The organism is Pseudoalteromonas sp. SG44-8 (assembly GCF_014164125.1).
Taxonomy (GTDB): Bacteria; Pseudomonadota; Gammaproteobacteria; order Enterobacterales; family Alteromonadaceae; genus Pseudoalteromonas; species Pseudoalteromonas rhizosphaerae.
Map to the genome: position 1 here is coordinate 1 of NZ_JACJEQ010000039.1, position 14177 is coordinate 14177.

The window sequence follows — 14177 nt, forward strand, 5'->3', positions numbered from 1 at the left end:
TTTTGGACCCACCTGACCCCATGCCGAACTCAGTAGTGAAACGAAACAGCGCCGATGATAGTGTAGCATTTGCTATGTGAAAGTAGGACATTGCCAGGCTCCAAATAAGAGAAACCCGTTACAGCAATGTGACGGGTTTTTTGTTGTCTGGAATAAAGTAAAAACACCAAGCCAAGACCCCATGGTGAACTCAGTAGTGGCCGCTCCGGCACAAAGATAGTGTCGCATTTGCTATGTGGCTCTCTACCGCTGTGGGCACTACGACATCACCAAGCTCCAAATAAGAGAAAGCCCGACTAGCAATAGTCGGGCTTTTTTACGTCTGGAATAAAGTAAAAATAAAGGTTCGAGGTGAAAGGTAATAGGTTAAAGGAAGATAATAGATCAGAGCCTAATGCATACTCTATCGCTGTGGACACCCCGACTTTTCTAAGCTTTTATATTACGATTATTAACCCGCCACCTTTATCGCGAAGGTAGCGGTAAATTCAGCCCAATGACGTTGTTGAGCAATAAACTGCTTACGTAATAATTGAACCTGTTGTTGTAATTTTTGCACCGCGCCTTTTTTATGTTTTGCTTCTAATAGGTTCTTTTTGGCTTCATAGTATTCGAGTAATTTACTTTTCATAACTTTATGCTCCATTTCAATTTTTTTAATGAGCGCATTACAGTTAGGTAAGTTAACGACTTGATGTTTTACCCGAGAAAGCTGCATTTTTAGACGCACATTCTCAATTCGTTGTTGTGATACTTTGCGTAAGTCACTGGTTAAGTGCATCAAACTCATTAGTTTGATTAGCCATTTTGTCGGGTCGTAATGCCACCACTTTGTGCCATTGCGGTAATCATTTTCAAATACGTGATGAAAGTTATGATACCCCTCACCGTAGGTTAGTAGCGCAATAAAGGCATTATCTCTGGCTGAATTTTTATCGGTATAGGGCTGCTCCCCCCACATATGAGCTAATGAATTAATAAAGAAAGTACTGTGATGCACGACCACTAATCGTAATAGCCCTGCGATGAGCAGCATTGATAGTATATCGCCGTTAAGCCAACCTAAAAAAGCAGGCAAACCAATATTCATTACTATTACTAAGGTTAAGTAGTATTTGTGTTGCCACATAACGATGGCGTCTTTTTGTAAATCACGCACGTTGTTGTAGTTACTATAACTACTTGCATGGTATTCACGTAGCATCCAGCCTATGTGGCTATACCAAAACCCTTTTTGAGCTGAGTAAGGATCTTTCTCATTGTTATCTACATGTCTGTGGTGAACCCTGTGATCGCTACACCAATGTAATGCGCTGTTCTGTAATGCCAACGCGCCGCCTAAAGCGTATAAGAAACGGATGACAGGATGCGCTTTATAGCTTTTATGTGACCATAATCGGTGATAACCCGCCGTTATCGATAAACCACTTGCATAGGTGAAGATCACAAACGCAAGCCATTCAATTCCATCAAAGCCGTGGGTTACACCACGCCAAGGTACTAACAACAAAGCTGATATAAACGTAATGCTAAATAGCAGGGTGGTTAGCCAAATAATTGGAGGTTTTTTCATAAAATTATGATTCCAATGATAGGTTTAAATAGGTGACTGAATTCATACAGTGCATCTGGGGTAACTGCATATGTTTAGCCCCATAAAAATGCATGGTGACTATGTCTTTTTAATTCCGAAGTTTTTTATTTTACTGAGTACGATTATTTTGTCGGTGCGTTAGCGAACCAACAAAGGTTTAGCCACCCCATTCATTCTTGTGAGGTGGCAAATTAACTAGCAGTTACCAGATTCAATATAGGTCTTTAAATGAGAAATACCGCTTTTGTAGAGCGAACATTAGAGTAAATATATTCATCGGCTTGATGGCGATTGGTTTCGAAGGGGCTTATGTGAGGTAGCGAACAGTTCTCATGTATTATTAGGTGCACTCTGATTAGGTATAATTGAAGAACACAGTTTACTTTTAAGTTGTAACTATACCGCCTGAGAAGCAAGTTGATGTGTGCGCATGTTACACTGAATCCGCGATTTATCTGTTTGACTCTAATTTGCTCGGGTTACTATAACTAAGATGAGGAATATGATGATATACAGATTAGCGATACCAGAAGCACTTTTGTGCTCAAAACCCTCGCGTATTATTAAACTGACCCTACTCGCGATACTCATTTTTTGTGGACCGCTCGCTATGGCAGGCGATGGGCCATGGCCGTCGTTTATGGCGACGACGCTCGGCGGGGAAAAAGTCGACAGTGATAAACTGATAGGTCAACCCACACTGCTAATACTTACTCCGTCTCGCAATGCAGCAGAATCAACACGGGAATGGGCCGACACATTACGCTCAGAGATAGATCAAAGCAAATATCGGGTTCGTGACGTGTTGGCCGTCAATTTACCATTTTTTATGTCTGAACAAGATGCTATTGGTCGTGCGAAAGAAAAAATTCCAAAGCGCTACCACGATCAAACCTGGATTTTGAACTCACAGATTATGGAAAACGCGTTGGGTGTACCATCTGATAGCGAACAAGCCGTCATTGTCGTGCTGGACAAGAACGGTAATCTGGTATCGCAGGTTCATGGTAAGGTGAACACGGCGCGAATGAGCGAGATCACTAATGCCTTAAAGAGTCTTGCGACTGATTAAACAACGCCTACGCTGACCCTTGAAGTGACGACTCACGGCAGAATAATAGCGTGAGTATTAATGATTTACTTAGTCATATTACGGATAGGCAGTGCTACCTTGTCTATTGCCGAAAAGCTTCTAAATAGGTGGTCAAACTGTTTTTACCCCCGAAGAGGGCTATTTCGGATTTGTCGACGAGAGTGGTCAGACTTTTCGGCCTCTAATGACTTGGTAAATTACCATGATGATTGCGATCACTAGCAGGGTGTGAATTAAGCCTCCTCCAGTGAATGCGGTTACTAAACCAATAAGCCAAAGAATCAAAAGTACTGCAGCAATAGTATATAACATAATATGTTTTCCTAAACTTTAATGGGCTGGTCGTTTGTAATAGTCGAGGATTCGAAACTATTTACACCAACCATATTATCTATCCAGATACTTCACGACGGTTCGCTAACCAACATACTGAGACGATAATAGTATTATTTAATACCATCGCATCAATCATCTATCTACATGAGTGTGCCAACGTACAGAGAGTTCAGTGTTATTGGTATAAAACTCAATGCTCTTTTCAAGTTAATGAGTTTTGTTGTCGCAGTTGTTAAATCAAACTGCATTAATTCATAACATTGACCATAAAACTGTAATTCGACTCTGGAGCTCAAGCATGCAAAAGGTAAGACTGCAATGGGATAATTTGCGCGCTAGCTTCTGGTTTCTACCGTCGATGATGGTTACTGTGACTATGGCCTTTGCTATCCTATTAATCGAACTCGATTATGGTGGTTTTACCCAATGGCTAAACCGCTGGCCACGTTTTTTTGGCGTGGAAGCACAAGGCGCACGTCAAATTCTATCGACCTTGGCGGGTTCGATGATGACCATTATGAGTATTACTTTCTCTATGACTTTGCTGGCACTTGTACTTGCATCGGGACAGTACACCTCGCGTATTTTAAGAAATTTTATGCGTAGTCGCGTAACTCAATCTACACTGGGTGTTTTTGCGAGTATTTTTGCGTATTGTTTGATCGTGCTTCGAACGATTCGCGGAACTGGCAATGGCGATATTGAACAATTTGTTCCGAGTCTAGCGGTTTTCTTTGCGTTTGTGATGTCGCTAGTCGGTGTGGTCGTACTTATCTACTTTATTCATCACATTGCATCATCTATCCAAGCATCTAGCATTATCGCCTCTGTAGCGCAGGAGACAAATGCTGCTATTGACCGCTTGTTGCCAATAAAGAGTGATTATGAGAAAGAAAACGAACCTAATGATCCGTTGGCAGAATCATTAGATGAACGGACGTGGTACCCCGTGCCGGCAAAAAAGAGCGGTTACATTCAAGATGTTAATCTAGATACCTTGCTGAGTGAGGCTTGTCTCAATAGAACAATTGTTCGCATGGAGCGCGGTATTGGTGAGTTTTTGGTACAAGATACACCGCTAGTATCCCTCGCTCTCACTTACCCTCCGGAGCAAACATTAATAAATGCACTGAATGCTGCTTACAGCATTAGTCGTCATCGGACAGTGAAACAGGATCCCGCTTTTGGCATCAGGCAAATAGAAGATATGGCAATAAAAGCGCTTTCTCCTGGCGTCAACGATACTTCTACTGCAGTGATGTGCGTGGATTATCTTACTGCTATTTTGGCTCGGCTGGCTGGGCGACAATTTCCTTCACGGTATCGCTATGAGTCGCAATCATTGCGTTTAGTCGTCATCGCTCCAAGTTTTGAAAAGCTGTTAGCACAAGCTATTAACCAGATTCGAGGCAACGCAGAGGGCAATGTTGTCATAGTTAAATGTCTACTTAATTCGCTTGATTGTATTGCAAGCCTTACACATCGACGTGGTAACTTAAGCGCACTTGATCAGCAAGTGACGTTGATTGGCGAACTGAGCAAGCGATCCATAAAATGCAAAAACGAACGAGAGCAAGTCGATAATTTGCTATTGAAAGTGAAACACACCTTGTACGTTCAAGCAGACTTTTCGCGCGAAGATCATGCTTTGCATCACTAAATCAAAAAAGCAAAGGGGCATTTTAAAAGGGGCATTTTACTTTGGACTACGTTTTTAGGCATTAGGCTAATCCAAGCATAGCTCTAAAGGCATAGACTTTCTCTTGCGATAAAAAGCTAGTGATATTTTGTGAGCCTGAGCCGCCAAGTATGACTAACCAACTACCACCAATTACCATCGGTAAGCCGAATAGGATAAAGAACAGGCCGAGCGCAAATACAGCCCAACCTTTAAAGTCGGGTGGTTTATTCATGTTCAAACATCATCGTATGCATACTTATCATGGTATTTGGAGCTATCATTTCCTCGCTCTGATAGTTAAGTGGTTGCATGCTAATTCTCCTGTTGATACTGCCAGCGAGATAATCGCTTGATACTACAAAAGCTTCAAACTGCTAGCTTGTACTATGATGTTTTGCAGGTCTGTTCGTTAACGAACAGACCTTGTCAGTAGTTTGTTTATAGTAACCAAGGGTTATGAGCTATGCCAAAACCATAACATTCAAATAATAAAATTTAGTGAGTGGGGTCATAAAATTATGAAAACGACTGTTATAGGCTTATTTAAAAAACCAAGTCAAGTAAGGTCTAGTATTGAAACTCTTGAAATAAAAGGAGTAAATGTGAAAAAGATGAGTCTTATTACCGCTGAAAATATTGACAAAGATTCATTTTCTATCAGCGAAAATACCAAGCTACCTGAAATGACAATAATAGGTGCTGCAACCGGAGGCGCTTTAGGATTAATTGTCGGTGGCTTAGCCGCAGTTGGTTCGGTTGCTACAGGAGGTATTGGGCTATTGGCTTCAGGTCCGGTTGTTGCCGCCATGGCCGGTGGTGGTTTTGGTGCATCCGGTGGTGGAATATTAGGGGCTGTATTTGGCTTAGTCGTCCCAGATTCTGATCATCAAATCATTCTGGATGAGTTAGTAAAGGGCGGTGCACTGCTTTGTGTAGATTGCCAATCGACTGATGTTGAAAAAACAAAGTTGCTTCTTGAGGCACAAAAGGCAATACGTGTTGAATCGGCCACTGAGACTAAATTTATAAACGAACAATGATAAAGAGTAAATAAATGGAATCTAACAAAACTGATAAAAATGAACACGGTATCGCGAACTTTATGGCTTTAGAGACCGCCATAGCAAATAATGAAGAGGGTCTGGTCAAAGAATTATTAGGTAACCAAGCGATGCAAGAACTTGAAAAAAGCTATCTCATTGACTTGGCGAAGCTAAGCAGCAATATCACGATCAAAAAACTGCTTGAAAATATTCCAATAAAGCAAAGCCACTAATAGCAACACACTTTACACGATATTGTCGTGATATTTTGTAAGCTAGAGGACGTGCCAATCAATATATACAAAGGAGCAAAATCATTTTTTAAGCTCGCCTCTAATACGTTTGCAGTAAAATTGAAGATTTTTATCAAAGACAAGAGGAAATTAATGAGCCTTTTTAGTATGAAACATAGTGAGGCGGCGTATCGAGCCGATTTCGTGCTATATGGCATCACGGTTTTGGTGTTGGCGGCATTCTTATTACTGACAGGGCAATATGGGCAATGGCTAGAAATAGTGGCTCTTGTAGGCTTAGGGCTGGTTAGCTGGACCCTTATTGAATATGTATTACACCGTTTTGTGATGCACGCCCTGCAGCCATTTAGCAGATGGCATGATGAACATCATCAACAGCCAAATGCGTTAATCTGCACGCCCACAATTATGAGTATGATGTTGATCGCGACGCTAGTATTTCTTCCTTATCTGCTCTTATTTGATAATTTACAGCAAGCTTGCGCACTGACTCTCGGGGTTGTATTCGGTTATTTTATCTACTCCATCATGCACCATGTTACCCACTATTGCAGAGCAGATAATGCTTGGTTAAAGCAATGCAAACGCTGGCATGCTCAGCACCATTGCAACAATGATCAGCCGGTTTGTTTTGGTGTTACAAGCGGTTTCTGGGATCATGTTTTTGGCAGTGCCCACCGACGTAAAAAGTAACTTTACAGTAAGCATATGAGGGGCAATAAAATGCTAGGATATTCGAAAGTAGTTAGCAGTGCTTTGTGCTGCTTGGCCTTTATATTAACTCAAACCAATGAATGATGACTCAAAGAATACGCTGCAGCGTGGACTTGAAAAAATCCAAACGCCTTTTTCAAGCTTTGTCAGCGCGCAAACAACAGCAAGCTGGTTTCTTTTACTCGCGACTATCTTAGCCCTATGGTTGGCTAATTCAGATTATTCTGCGACTTACCAAAACCTGAAAGAAACATCAATTGCAATTTCTCTCGGTGATTTTAAATTAGAAACATCTCTCAAACACATCATTAATGACGGTTTAATGGTGATATTTTTCTTTCTCCTTGGGCTTGAGATTAAACGTGAAATACTGGTGGGCGATCTAGCCAAAAAAGAAAATCGCAGCATGCTGATCCTTTGCGCAATTGGCGGGATGGTTTGTCCGGCCGCCATTTATGTGATGTTCAACTGGTCCCTTGATTCTGCAATTGGCTGGGGTATTCCTATTGCAACGGATACCGCCTTCGCGCTAGCTGTTCTTACTATTGTTAGAAAACATATTCCCGCTAGTCTAATTGCTTTTCTGGTGGGTCTTGCTATCGTCGATGATGTTGGGGCCATTTTGGTGATTGCAATATTTTACGCAGATAATGTGTCTATTTTACTTCTATCATGCTCGCTTGCTCTGATTGTAATATTGGGATTGGGCAATTATGCAGGGATACGGCAACGATACTTTTATATCATTGTCGGCATTGTAGCTTGGTGGGTAATGCTTCAATCCGGAGTTCACCCGACACTCGCCGGTGTTGCCATTGCTTTTACTGTGCCAGCAAGACCGAAACTAACATCAGAAAAACTCCTCGTTTGCGCTCAGGCAATAATTAGCGCTATGCAGAAAAAGTCAAACCCGGTAGATGTTCTCGGAAGTGGAATGGATCATAAACATATAATGGAAGTGCGTGATTTTGCAGAAAGCGCAGGTACACCTTTACGTCGTTGGGAGGACGCCTTGGAGTTACCAGTCGCATTATTTATTTTGCCTTTGTTTGTGCTAGCTAACGCAGGTATTCCCTTTAGCTTTTCTTCGTTTACCGAAAGTCTACAACACCCCGTCGGACTTGGAATTGTTACGGGGCTTGTTGTTGGCAAATTTATTGGTATTTCTGGCGCCTGTTGGCTGGGTCTGCATTACAATATTGGCTGTTTACCTAAGGGGGTTAGTTTTCAGCATGTTATAGGTGTTTCATTAATTGCCGGTATAGGCTTTACTATGTCAACATTTATAGCCACCTTGGGTTTTGAGAATCAAGCCGAGTACCTACACAGTGCAAAATCATCGATACTAGTGGCTTCATTATTATGTGCAATTTTGGGGGCGTTTTTTCTTCGGTTTATTGCCGCAAAGAAGGCTGTTAAGTAAGGTGCTACTTAAGGATATTATCGGATTATAAAGGACTACAAATTCGCCTCCTTTAATAAGTAAACGCAAACCCGTACTCTATATAAGAATACAAACTTGCATAATCATCATTTGTTGCAATTTCCTCCTTGGTTTACTTTCTGAGCTGTGTAAAACTAGCTGGGTTAATTTAGTAAATCAGGTGACATGAATGTCGAATATAAAAGCTTGGAAACTTATCAGTTTATTTTGTTTGGTAAGCTTACTTATGGGCTGTCAATCGAAAGAAGAGCAGTTACAAGAAACAATTAAACAATCTATAGCTAAAGCTGAAGTTGAGTTAGCAGGACTTGGTAGTGCCTTAGATAACGGCTCAATTCGTAATGCCGCTTTATTAAGCGAATATGGCCGTATACTTAGCAATGAAAAGCCAGAGCTAGCTAAAATTGCTGGCGTGCTCGTGCAAGATGCAACTCGAAAAGGCCCGCTTTACTCAGGTTTGCAACAACGCTTAGCTGATATCAAAAGTACTTACCTTATTCCTCCTTACGATGAAACACTGCAAAATATTGATTTGTTGCGAGATGCTGCAAAGCCCGCTTTATTTTCGGATGCTTTGACCGATCCTATTAATATGCTTGCTGATATGTCGGGTGGCTCGCTTGCGCGTGTCGGTGCAATCAGTCAGCAGGCTGAAGGGGTTGGTGAAGGCAACCAGTTAGTCGGCAATCCTAATTATGGTAATTGGCAAACTAACAGTAGCGGTATCAGCTTTTGGCAGTGGTATGGCATGTACCGCATTTTAGGTGATGTATTTGATCGTGTTGAATATGGTAGTTGGAGCAAGCGCCGTAAGTATAGTTATTATAATGATTATGGTCGTGCGCGTTATTCTAGCCCTAAGCAAATTAAAGCACAAACCGCCGTTGAAACACGTACTAAGCAATCGTATCAACGCCAAGGTAAGCAATTCACAAGCCCTTATGCATCTAAAAAAACTGGGGCTTCTGGGTTAAGTCGTAGCAGTTATACACCACCAAAAAGTCGCAGTAGTTACTCCAAAACCAGTAGCTATAGTAAAGACTCGGGATCGGTCAGAAACAGCAATAATAGAACCTCTCGCGGTGTCAGTCGCGGTAAGTAAACGGCTATTTAAAGATTTAGTGTTGGAGTTTAAAGAATATGTACGAATTTAATGGAATAACTATGTGGTCACTACAAGCAATCGCGATTGATTTTGCGATTATTATTGCACTGTTTGTGAGCCTTAAATATATCAAAGGTTGGGTATCTAACTTACATGCCAATGATGAGATCACTGAGCGTGATAATTTTGCGTTTGGTATTAGCTTTGCTGCTGGCTTAGTTGCTTTAGCAATTGTGCTGACGGGTGTAAGCAGTGGTGCATTTGCAGTGAGCTTACAGCAAGAAGCATTGCAAATGGCAGCTTATGGTTTGTTAGCTATTGTGCTAATAAAGCTTGGGCACTTTTTTCAAGATAAAGTGGCACTGCGCAAGGTCAGCTTACATGATGAAATAGTGAAGGGTAATGTAACTGCCGCGGTGATTGATTTTGGTCATGTTGTGAGTGTGGCAATCGTGATTCGCTCAGCGCTATTTTGGGTGGCTACAGAAGGCTGGCATGGTTTACCAATCGTTATAGCAGCGTTTATTATTGGTAGCATTGCGTTATTGCTCGTGAGCCAGTATCGCGTACAACTATTTAAGCGTACTAACCGAAGTGGAGATTGCCTACAACAAGCAATTGTTGACGGTAACTTGGCTGTTGGTATTCGCTATGCTGGCTTTTTAATCGGTAGCGCGCTTGCGCTTACTGCGGCTTCAGGTATCGCGCCTTATGCTGCAGATAGCATTAACACCAGCTTGATTTTCTGGGCGATTAGCGCTTTGGTTAGTTTAATTGCATTTATCGTACTGCATTTAATTACGATTAAAATTATCCTTTCAGGTTGCGATATATCAGACGAAGTGAACCGTCAAAAAAATGTGGGTGTAGCAACTATTTCAGCGGCAATCTCGTTTGCTGTGGGCATTACCATGGCAACTCTATTAGGCGCGTAAAACTTGTCACATTCTAAGCAAAGCCCAAGTAAGTACTCCTTACTTGGGCATGATTTTTTATTAATTACTGTTATGGCCATACTCGCTGGGTGTGGCCTTATTTATGAATATCTGCTATCTCATTATGCCGGACGAGTTTTAGGCTCTGTAGAGAGCGCTATTTATGCGATGATAGGCACTATGATCGTAGCAATGGGTATAGGGGCTTTTTTAGCGCGTTGGTTTAAGGATGCCTTTACCGCCTTTGCTTGGCTTGAAAGTCTTATTGCACTTGTTGGTATGGGCTGTATCTTAGCTATAGCCAGCGTTATTGCTGTTAGTTATTCTTTACCGCATATTTTTTCTGACATTTTTAATCTACCAGCTGATGTAATTCTTAACGGCTATATATTTCAAAAACTCCAAGAGTGGTCACGATTCCTTCCTTATGTATTTGGCTTATTGTTAGGTCTATTAATCGGTATGGAAATTCCACTTATCGCTCGCATACGTCAGCATGTTTATGGTCGTTTCTTAGAAAATAATGCTGGCACGATCTACGGTGCCGACTATATAGGTGCAGGTATTGGAGCGGCTATTTGGGTTAGCATTATGTTGGCTATGCCAATCATGCAGGCTGCAGCATGGACTGCGCTATTTAATATTATCGCAGGTTTGGCATTCTTATGGCGTTATCATAGCTATGTCCGTTACGCCAAACTATTACTGGTATGTCATATCGCTTTACTGGTGTTATTTGGTTTTATTTTAATGCTTGGTAGTAGCTGGATGAAAGATTTAAGTAATGTGCTTTATAAGGATAAAGTTATTTATTCTGAAGCGACTAAGTATCAGCATCTGGTGTTAACCGAGCGATTGAGCCGCAATCAACCCGATCCAATTACCGATCTTTACTTAAACGGCCGCTTACAGTTTTCTAGCATTGATGAACAAATTTATCATTCAATGTTAGTGTATCCGCCATTATTAGCCTCGAACCGTCACGATAATGTATTGATTATAGGCGGTGGTGATGGGTTAGCGCTAAGAGACGTATTGAAGTGGCCTGTTAAAGAAGTCACCTTAATTGATTTAGATGCCCAGTTACTTAGTTTATTTGGTCATGATGACGATGAATTTAATCCTCCGGCAGCTATTCATGAGCGCTTAACTAAACTTAATAAGCACTCAATGGCTGATCCTCGATCGCATATTAAAGTGGGTGATGCTTTTCTTGAAGTAGAGCGGTTACTTGATGAAGGTAAGCGTTTTGATACCATCATTATTGACTTACCTGATCCGAATCATCCCGATTTAAATAAAATGTACAGTGACTATTTTTATAATCATATCCGTCAATTACTAGCCGCAGATGGTGCAATGGCTGTGCAGTCAACTTCGCCTTATCATGCTAAAAAAGCATTTTTAAGTATTGGTAAAACAGTCAAAGCGGCAGGTTTTAAGCATGTTGAGCAATACCAGCAAAATATTCCATCATTTGGACAATGGGGATGGACGATTGCAACCACCACAGGTCAATCTGCAAGTGCGAGAATTAGCGATATAACAAGCTTACCAGTTGCTTCTAGATGGATCAGTAAAAAATATTTATTGGCAGCATTCGTATTCCCCAATCATTATTTTGAACAAATAAATGATATTGAAGTCAATCAATTAGGCTCAGGTACTTTATATGATTATTATCGTAGTGCATGGCAGATAGAAAGCGAATTGTATAAAAATTAATAAATCATGGTTGACATAATATGTCGACCATGCGAATCTTAACTCAGACATAATATGTCAAATGACAAAAGGCAGAGACATGGAATTAAATGAACTTTCAATAAAACTAGCATCTTTTGAAACTGAAGGCGCTAACTTTGAGTCTTTCTTGATTGCCAATCCAGGCGAGCAAGATGTGTTGCAAGTCATAGTAGATGGCAATGATGAGCTTCCTATTTTTGTTACTCAGACACAAGAGCAGCTGTTATGTATTAGCTATTTGTTCGCTGATGAGGAAGTGAAGCCTGAACTACGTGATGAGTTGAATGAAACCTTATTACGTTTGAATGTACCAATCCCGCTGAGTGCATTTGCGAAGATTGATGATAAATATGCAATCTTTGGTGCTTTGTCGGTTAATTCATCGTTTGATGATATTACCCATGAGCTAGTTACTTTAGCTGATAATGCCATTGATGCATTAGAAGCGGTAACCATTTATTTAAACGATTAACAGCTAGCTATTTTAAGTGGAGTTAAGATTATGAGTATTTTAAAAAAGTTATTTACAGCAGTACGTGGCGGCGCGCGTGAAGCGGGCGAAGCAATTGTTGACGCGAATGGGATTCGTATCTTTGAACAAGAAATTGCTGATGCGCAAAACGCGCTGCAGCGTGCTAAAAAAAGCCTAACTGAAGTGATGGCTAAAGAAATGCAAACGAAGCGTAAGATTAGCGCATTAGATGCCTCAATTGCTGAGCACGAAGCGTATGCAGGTCAAGCACTTGAAAAAGGTAATGAACCGTTAGCGCTAGAAATTGCTGAGAAAATTGGCGACTTTGAAGCTGAAAAAGCAGAGCATGATCAAGTGTTAGCTGGTTTTAGCAATCACATTGTAACGTTGAAGCAGCAAGTAAAAGATGCTGAAAAATCGATCAAAGAAAACCAACGTCAGCTTACTATGGTTAAAACCACTGAAAGCGTGCAACAAGCAACAATGGCAGTAAATAGCACACTTAATACTAATAGCTCGTCGATGACGAATGCACGCCAATCACTTGAGCGTATTAAGCAACGTCAACAAGATCGTAGTGACCAGCTTGGTGCTGCTAAAGTACTTGAAGCTGACACTAATGGCGATGATCTTAAAGCTAAAATGGCTGAAGCTGGAATTGGTGATAGCAATCCAAAAAGTGCAGATATCTTGGCGCGTATTAAAGCGAAGCAAAACGGCTAACGCGCAATTACGATTATTAAAAGGTAACTTATTATAAGTTACCTTTTTTGCTTATGAGGCAGTCTATGTTTAACTTCTTTAAGTCTAAAAAAGCCCCTGAACGCCAATTAAATCACCCTAGTGAACTTAAAAAAGGTGATATGTTCACAGTGATTGATTCGTTTGCTTACCCAAGTTGGCTAAAAGGGCAAACATTGCGCGTTACCGATGTGCAAACTTATCAATATCAGCACAGTGCTGATTATGAGCTAGTACTTGAAAGTGATGCTGGCAAGGTGGTTTTTTTGCAAATAGAGCGCAGCGATGGTGAAGAGTGGGCGAATTTTTCAATCAAAATCCAACGTGATGAAGTGGATGAAATCTTCACACTGGATGAGTTTGCGCGCATCTTTGACGAAGACGATTTAACCTACTTAGAAGTGAAAAATATACCAGAGCGTTACATGCAGTTTTTAGCTAAAAGCTATCAACAAAGTGAATCACCATTTGTGTGTTATTTTCATAATAAAGATTATCGTAGCCAGCCATTACCACGCTATGAGCAAGAAGGTGGCGAACCATGCGAAATGATTTGCCTTGAGTCGAGCGATGGGAGCCATGGTTTAAACATTGAGATTTGGGATGGTGGAGAAACTGAAGTATCACTCACTTTAACCCGACCAATCACAGACATTGTTGATCTGTTCCCTGGAGATGCGCAGTGAGTAATGCAAAAGATAAATGGTTACGTCAGGAGCAGGCTGTAAGAGCCACGCAAATGGCGTTTGATCTTAGCAGTGAAGTGCAAAAATCGATAAAAAAGCAAGCCATTGATCAAGAGCTAACGCCATCCGATATGATCCGCAAAATTTTATCACTTGAGGTTAAATCAAAAAAAACGCGTCAACGTTTATCATTTAACCTTAATGATGAAGAAATAGCATTACTTGCTGAACGCTTTGGCGTTGCCCCAGATGATAAGCGGGCAGTAAAACAGCAAGTTGCTGAGTTACTGATTGCTCGAACTAGTAAACGCTAGGTTTTGCCTTCTGATTATT

16 protein-coding genes are annotated in these 14177 nt (G+C 41.0%); 13 read left to right on the forward strand and 3 right to left on the reverse strand.

The window, feature by feature from the left end; translation table 11 throughout:
• Nucleotides 1-451: 451 nt before the first annotated feature.
• A complete protein-coding gene (locus H5163_RS19310) occupies nt 452-1573 on the reverse strand; it encodes a fatty acid desaturase (protein ID WP_182735760.1) in 1122 nt (373 codons plus the stop codon).
• 631 nt (nt 1574-2204) lie between these two features.
• Between H5163_RS19310 and H5163_RS19315 the strand changes: the two genes are divergently transcribed.
• Nucleotides 2205-2666: a hypothetical protein gene (locus H5163_RS19315; RefSeq protein ID WP_259398282.1), complete on the forward strand. Its 462-nt coding sequence runs from the start codon at nt 2205-2207 to the stop codon at nt 2664-2666.
• A gap of 186 nt (nt 2667-2852) precedes the next feature.
• Here the strand turns inward: H5163_RS19315 and H5163_RS19320 are convergent, their stop codons facing one another.
• On the reverse strand, nt 2853-2999 hold the full coding sequence (locus H5163_RS19320; RefSeq protein ID WP_182735761.1) for a lmo0937 family membrane protein: 147 nt from the start codon (nt 2997-2999) through the stop codon (nt 2853-2855).
• A gap of 322 nt (nt 3000-3321) precedes the next feature.
• Here H5163_RS19320 and H5163_RS19325 point away from each other — a divergent pair, with 322 nt between their 5' ends.
• Entirely contained in the window at nt 3322-4683 is a 1362-nt protein-coding gene (locus tag H5163_RS19325; protein ID WP_182735762.1) for a DUF2254 domain-containing protein, read from the forward strand.
• Nucleotides 4684-4744: 61 nt separating this feature from the next.
• Here the strand turns inward: H5163_RS19325 and H5163_RS19330 are convergent, their stop codons facing one another.
• Nucleotides 4745-4936 carry a hypothetical protein gene (locus H5163_RS19330; RefSeq protein ID WP_182735763.1) on the reverse strand — a complete coding sequence of 64 codons (192 nt, stop codon included), beginning with the start codon at nt 4934-4936 and terminating at the stop codon, nt 4745-4747.
• Nucleotides 4937-5306: 370 nt separating this feature from the next.
• Here H5163_RS19330 and H5163_RS19335 point away from each other — a divergent pair, with 370 nt between their 5' ends.
• The 11 genes from H5163_RS19335 (at nt 5307) to H5163_RS19385 (ending at nt 14158) form a co-directional block, all read left to right on the forward strand.
• Nucleotides 5307-5744, forward strand: a complete 438-nt coding sequence (locus tag H5163_RS19335) for a hypothetical protein (RefSeq protein WP_182735764.1) — start codon at nt 5307-5309, stop codon at nt 5742-5744.
• Between the two features lie 14 nt (nt 5745-5758).
• On the forward strand, nt 5759-5980 hold the full coding sequence (locus H5163_RS19340) for a hypothetical protein (protein WP_182735765.1): 222 nt from the start codon (nt 5759-5761) through the stop codon (nt 5978-5980).
• Nucleotides 5981-6031: 51 nt separating this feature from the next.
• Nucleotides 6032-6694, forward strand: a complete 663-nt coding sequence (locus H5163_RS19345; protein WP_220494606.1) for a sterol desaturase family protein — start codon at nt 6032-6034, stop codon at nt 6692-6694.
• 97 nt (nt 6695-6791) lie between these two features.
• Nucleotides 6792-8138 (forward strand): Na+/H+ antiporter NhaA, encoded by a 1347-nt coding sequence (nhaA, locus tag H5163_RS19350; protein ID WP_182735766.1) that lies wholly within the window; start codon nt 6792-6794, stop codon nt 8136-8138.
• A gap of 190 nt (nt 8139-8328) precedes the next feature.
• Nucleotides 8329-9261, forward strand: coding sequence for a CHAD domain-containing protein (locus H5163_RS19355; protein WP_145242697.1), 933 nt, complete (start codon nt 8329-8331; stop codon nt 9259-9261).
• Between the two features lie 38 nt (nt 9262-9299).
• Nucleotides 9300-10199: a DUF350 domain-containing protein gene (locus tag H5163_RS19360; protein ID WP_145242699.1), complete on the forward strand. Its 900-nt coding sequence runs from the start codon at nt 9300-9302 to the stop codon at nt 10197-10199.
• 3 nt (nt 10200-10202) lie between these two features.
• Nucleotides 10203-11924, forward strand: a complete 1722-nt coding sequence (locus H5163_RS19365; RefSeq protein WP_182719303.1) for a polyamine aminopropyltransferase — start codon at nt 10203-10205, stop codon at nt 11922-11924.
• Nucleotides 11925-12003: 79 nt separating this feature from the next.
• Nucleotides 12004-12417 carry a YjfI family protein gene (locus H5163_RS19370; protein WP_145242701.1) on the forward strand — a complete coding sequence of 138 codons (414 nt, stop codon included), beginning with the start codon at nt 12004-12006 and terminating at the stop codon, nt 12415-12417.
• 30 nt (nt 12418-12447) lie between these two features.
• Nucleotides 12448-13140 (forward strand): PspA/IM30 family protein, encoded by a 693-nt coding sequence (locus H5163_RS19375; RefSeq protein WP_145242702.1) that lies wholly within the window; start codon nt 12448-12450, stop codon nt 13138-13140.
• A gap of 65 nt (nt 13141-13205) precedes the next feature.
• Nucleotides 13206-13844, forward strand: coding sequence for a hypothetical protein (locus H5163_RS19380; protein WP_182732568.1), 639 nt, complete (start codon nt 13206-13208; stop codon nt 13842-13844).
• Nucleotides 13841-14158 (forward strand): hypothetical protein, encoded by a 318-nt coding sequence (locus H5163_RS19385; RefSeq protein ID WP_145242704.1) that lies wholly within the window; start codon nt 13841-13843, stop codon nt 14156-14158. The genes H5163_RS19380 and H5163_RS19385 overlap by 4 nt, the downstream gene beginning before the upstream one ends.
• The last annotated feature ends 19 nt before the right edge of the window (nt 14159-14177 follow it).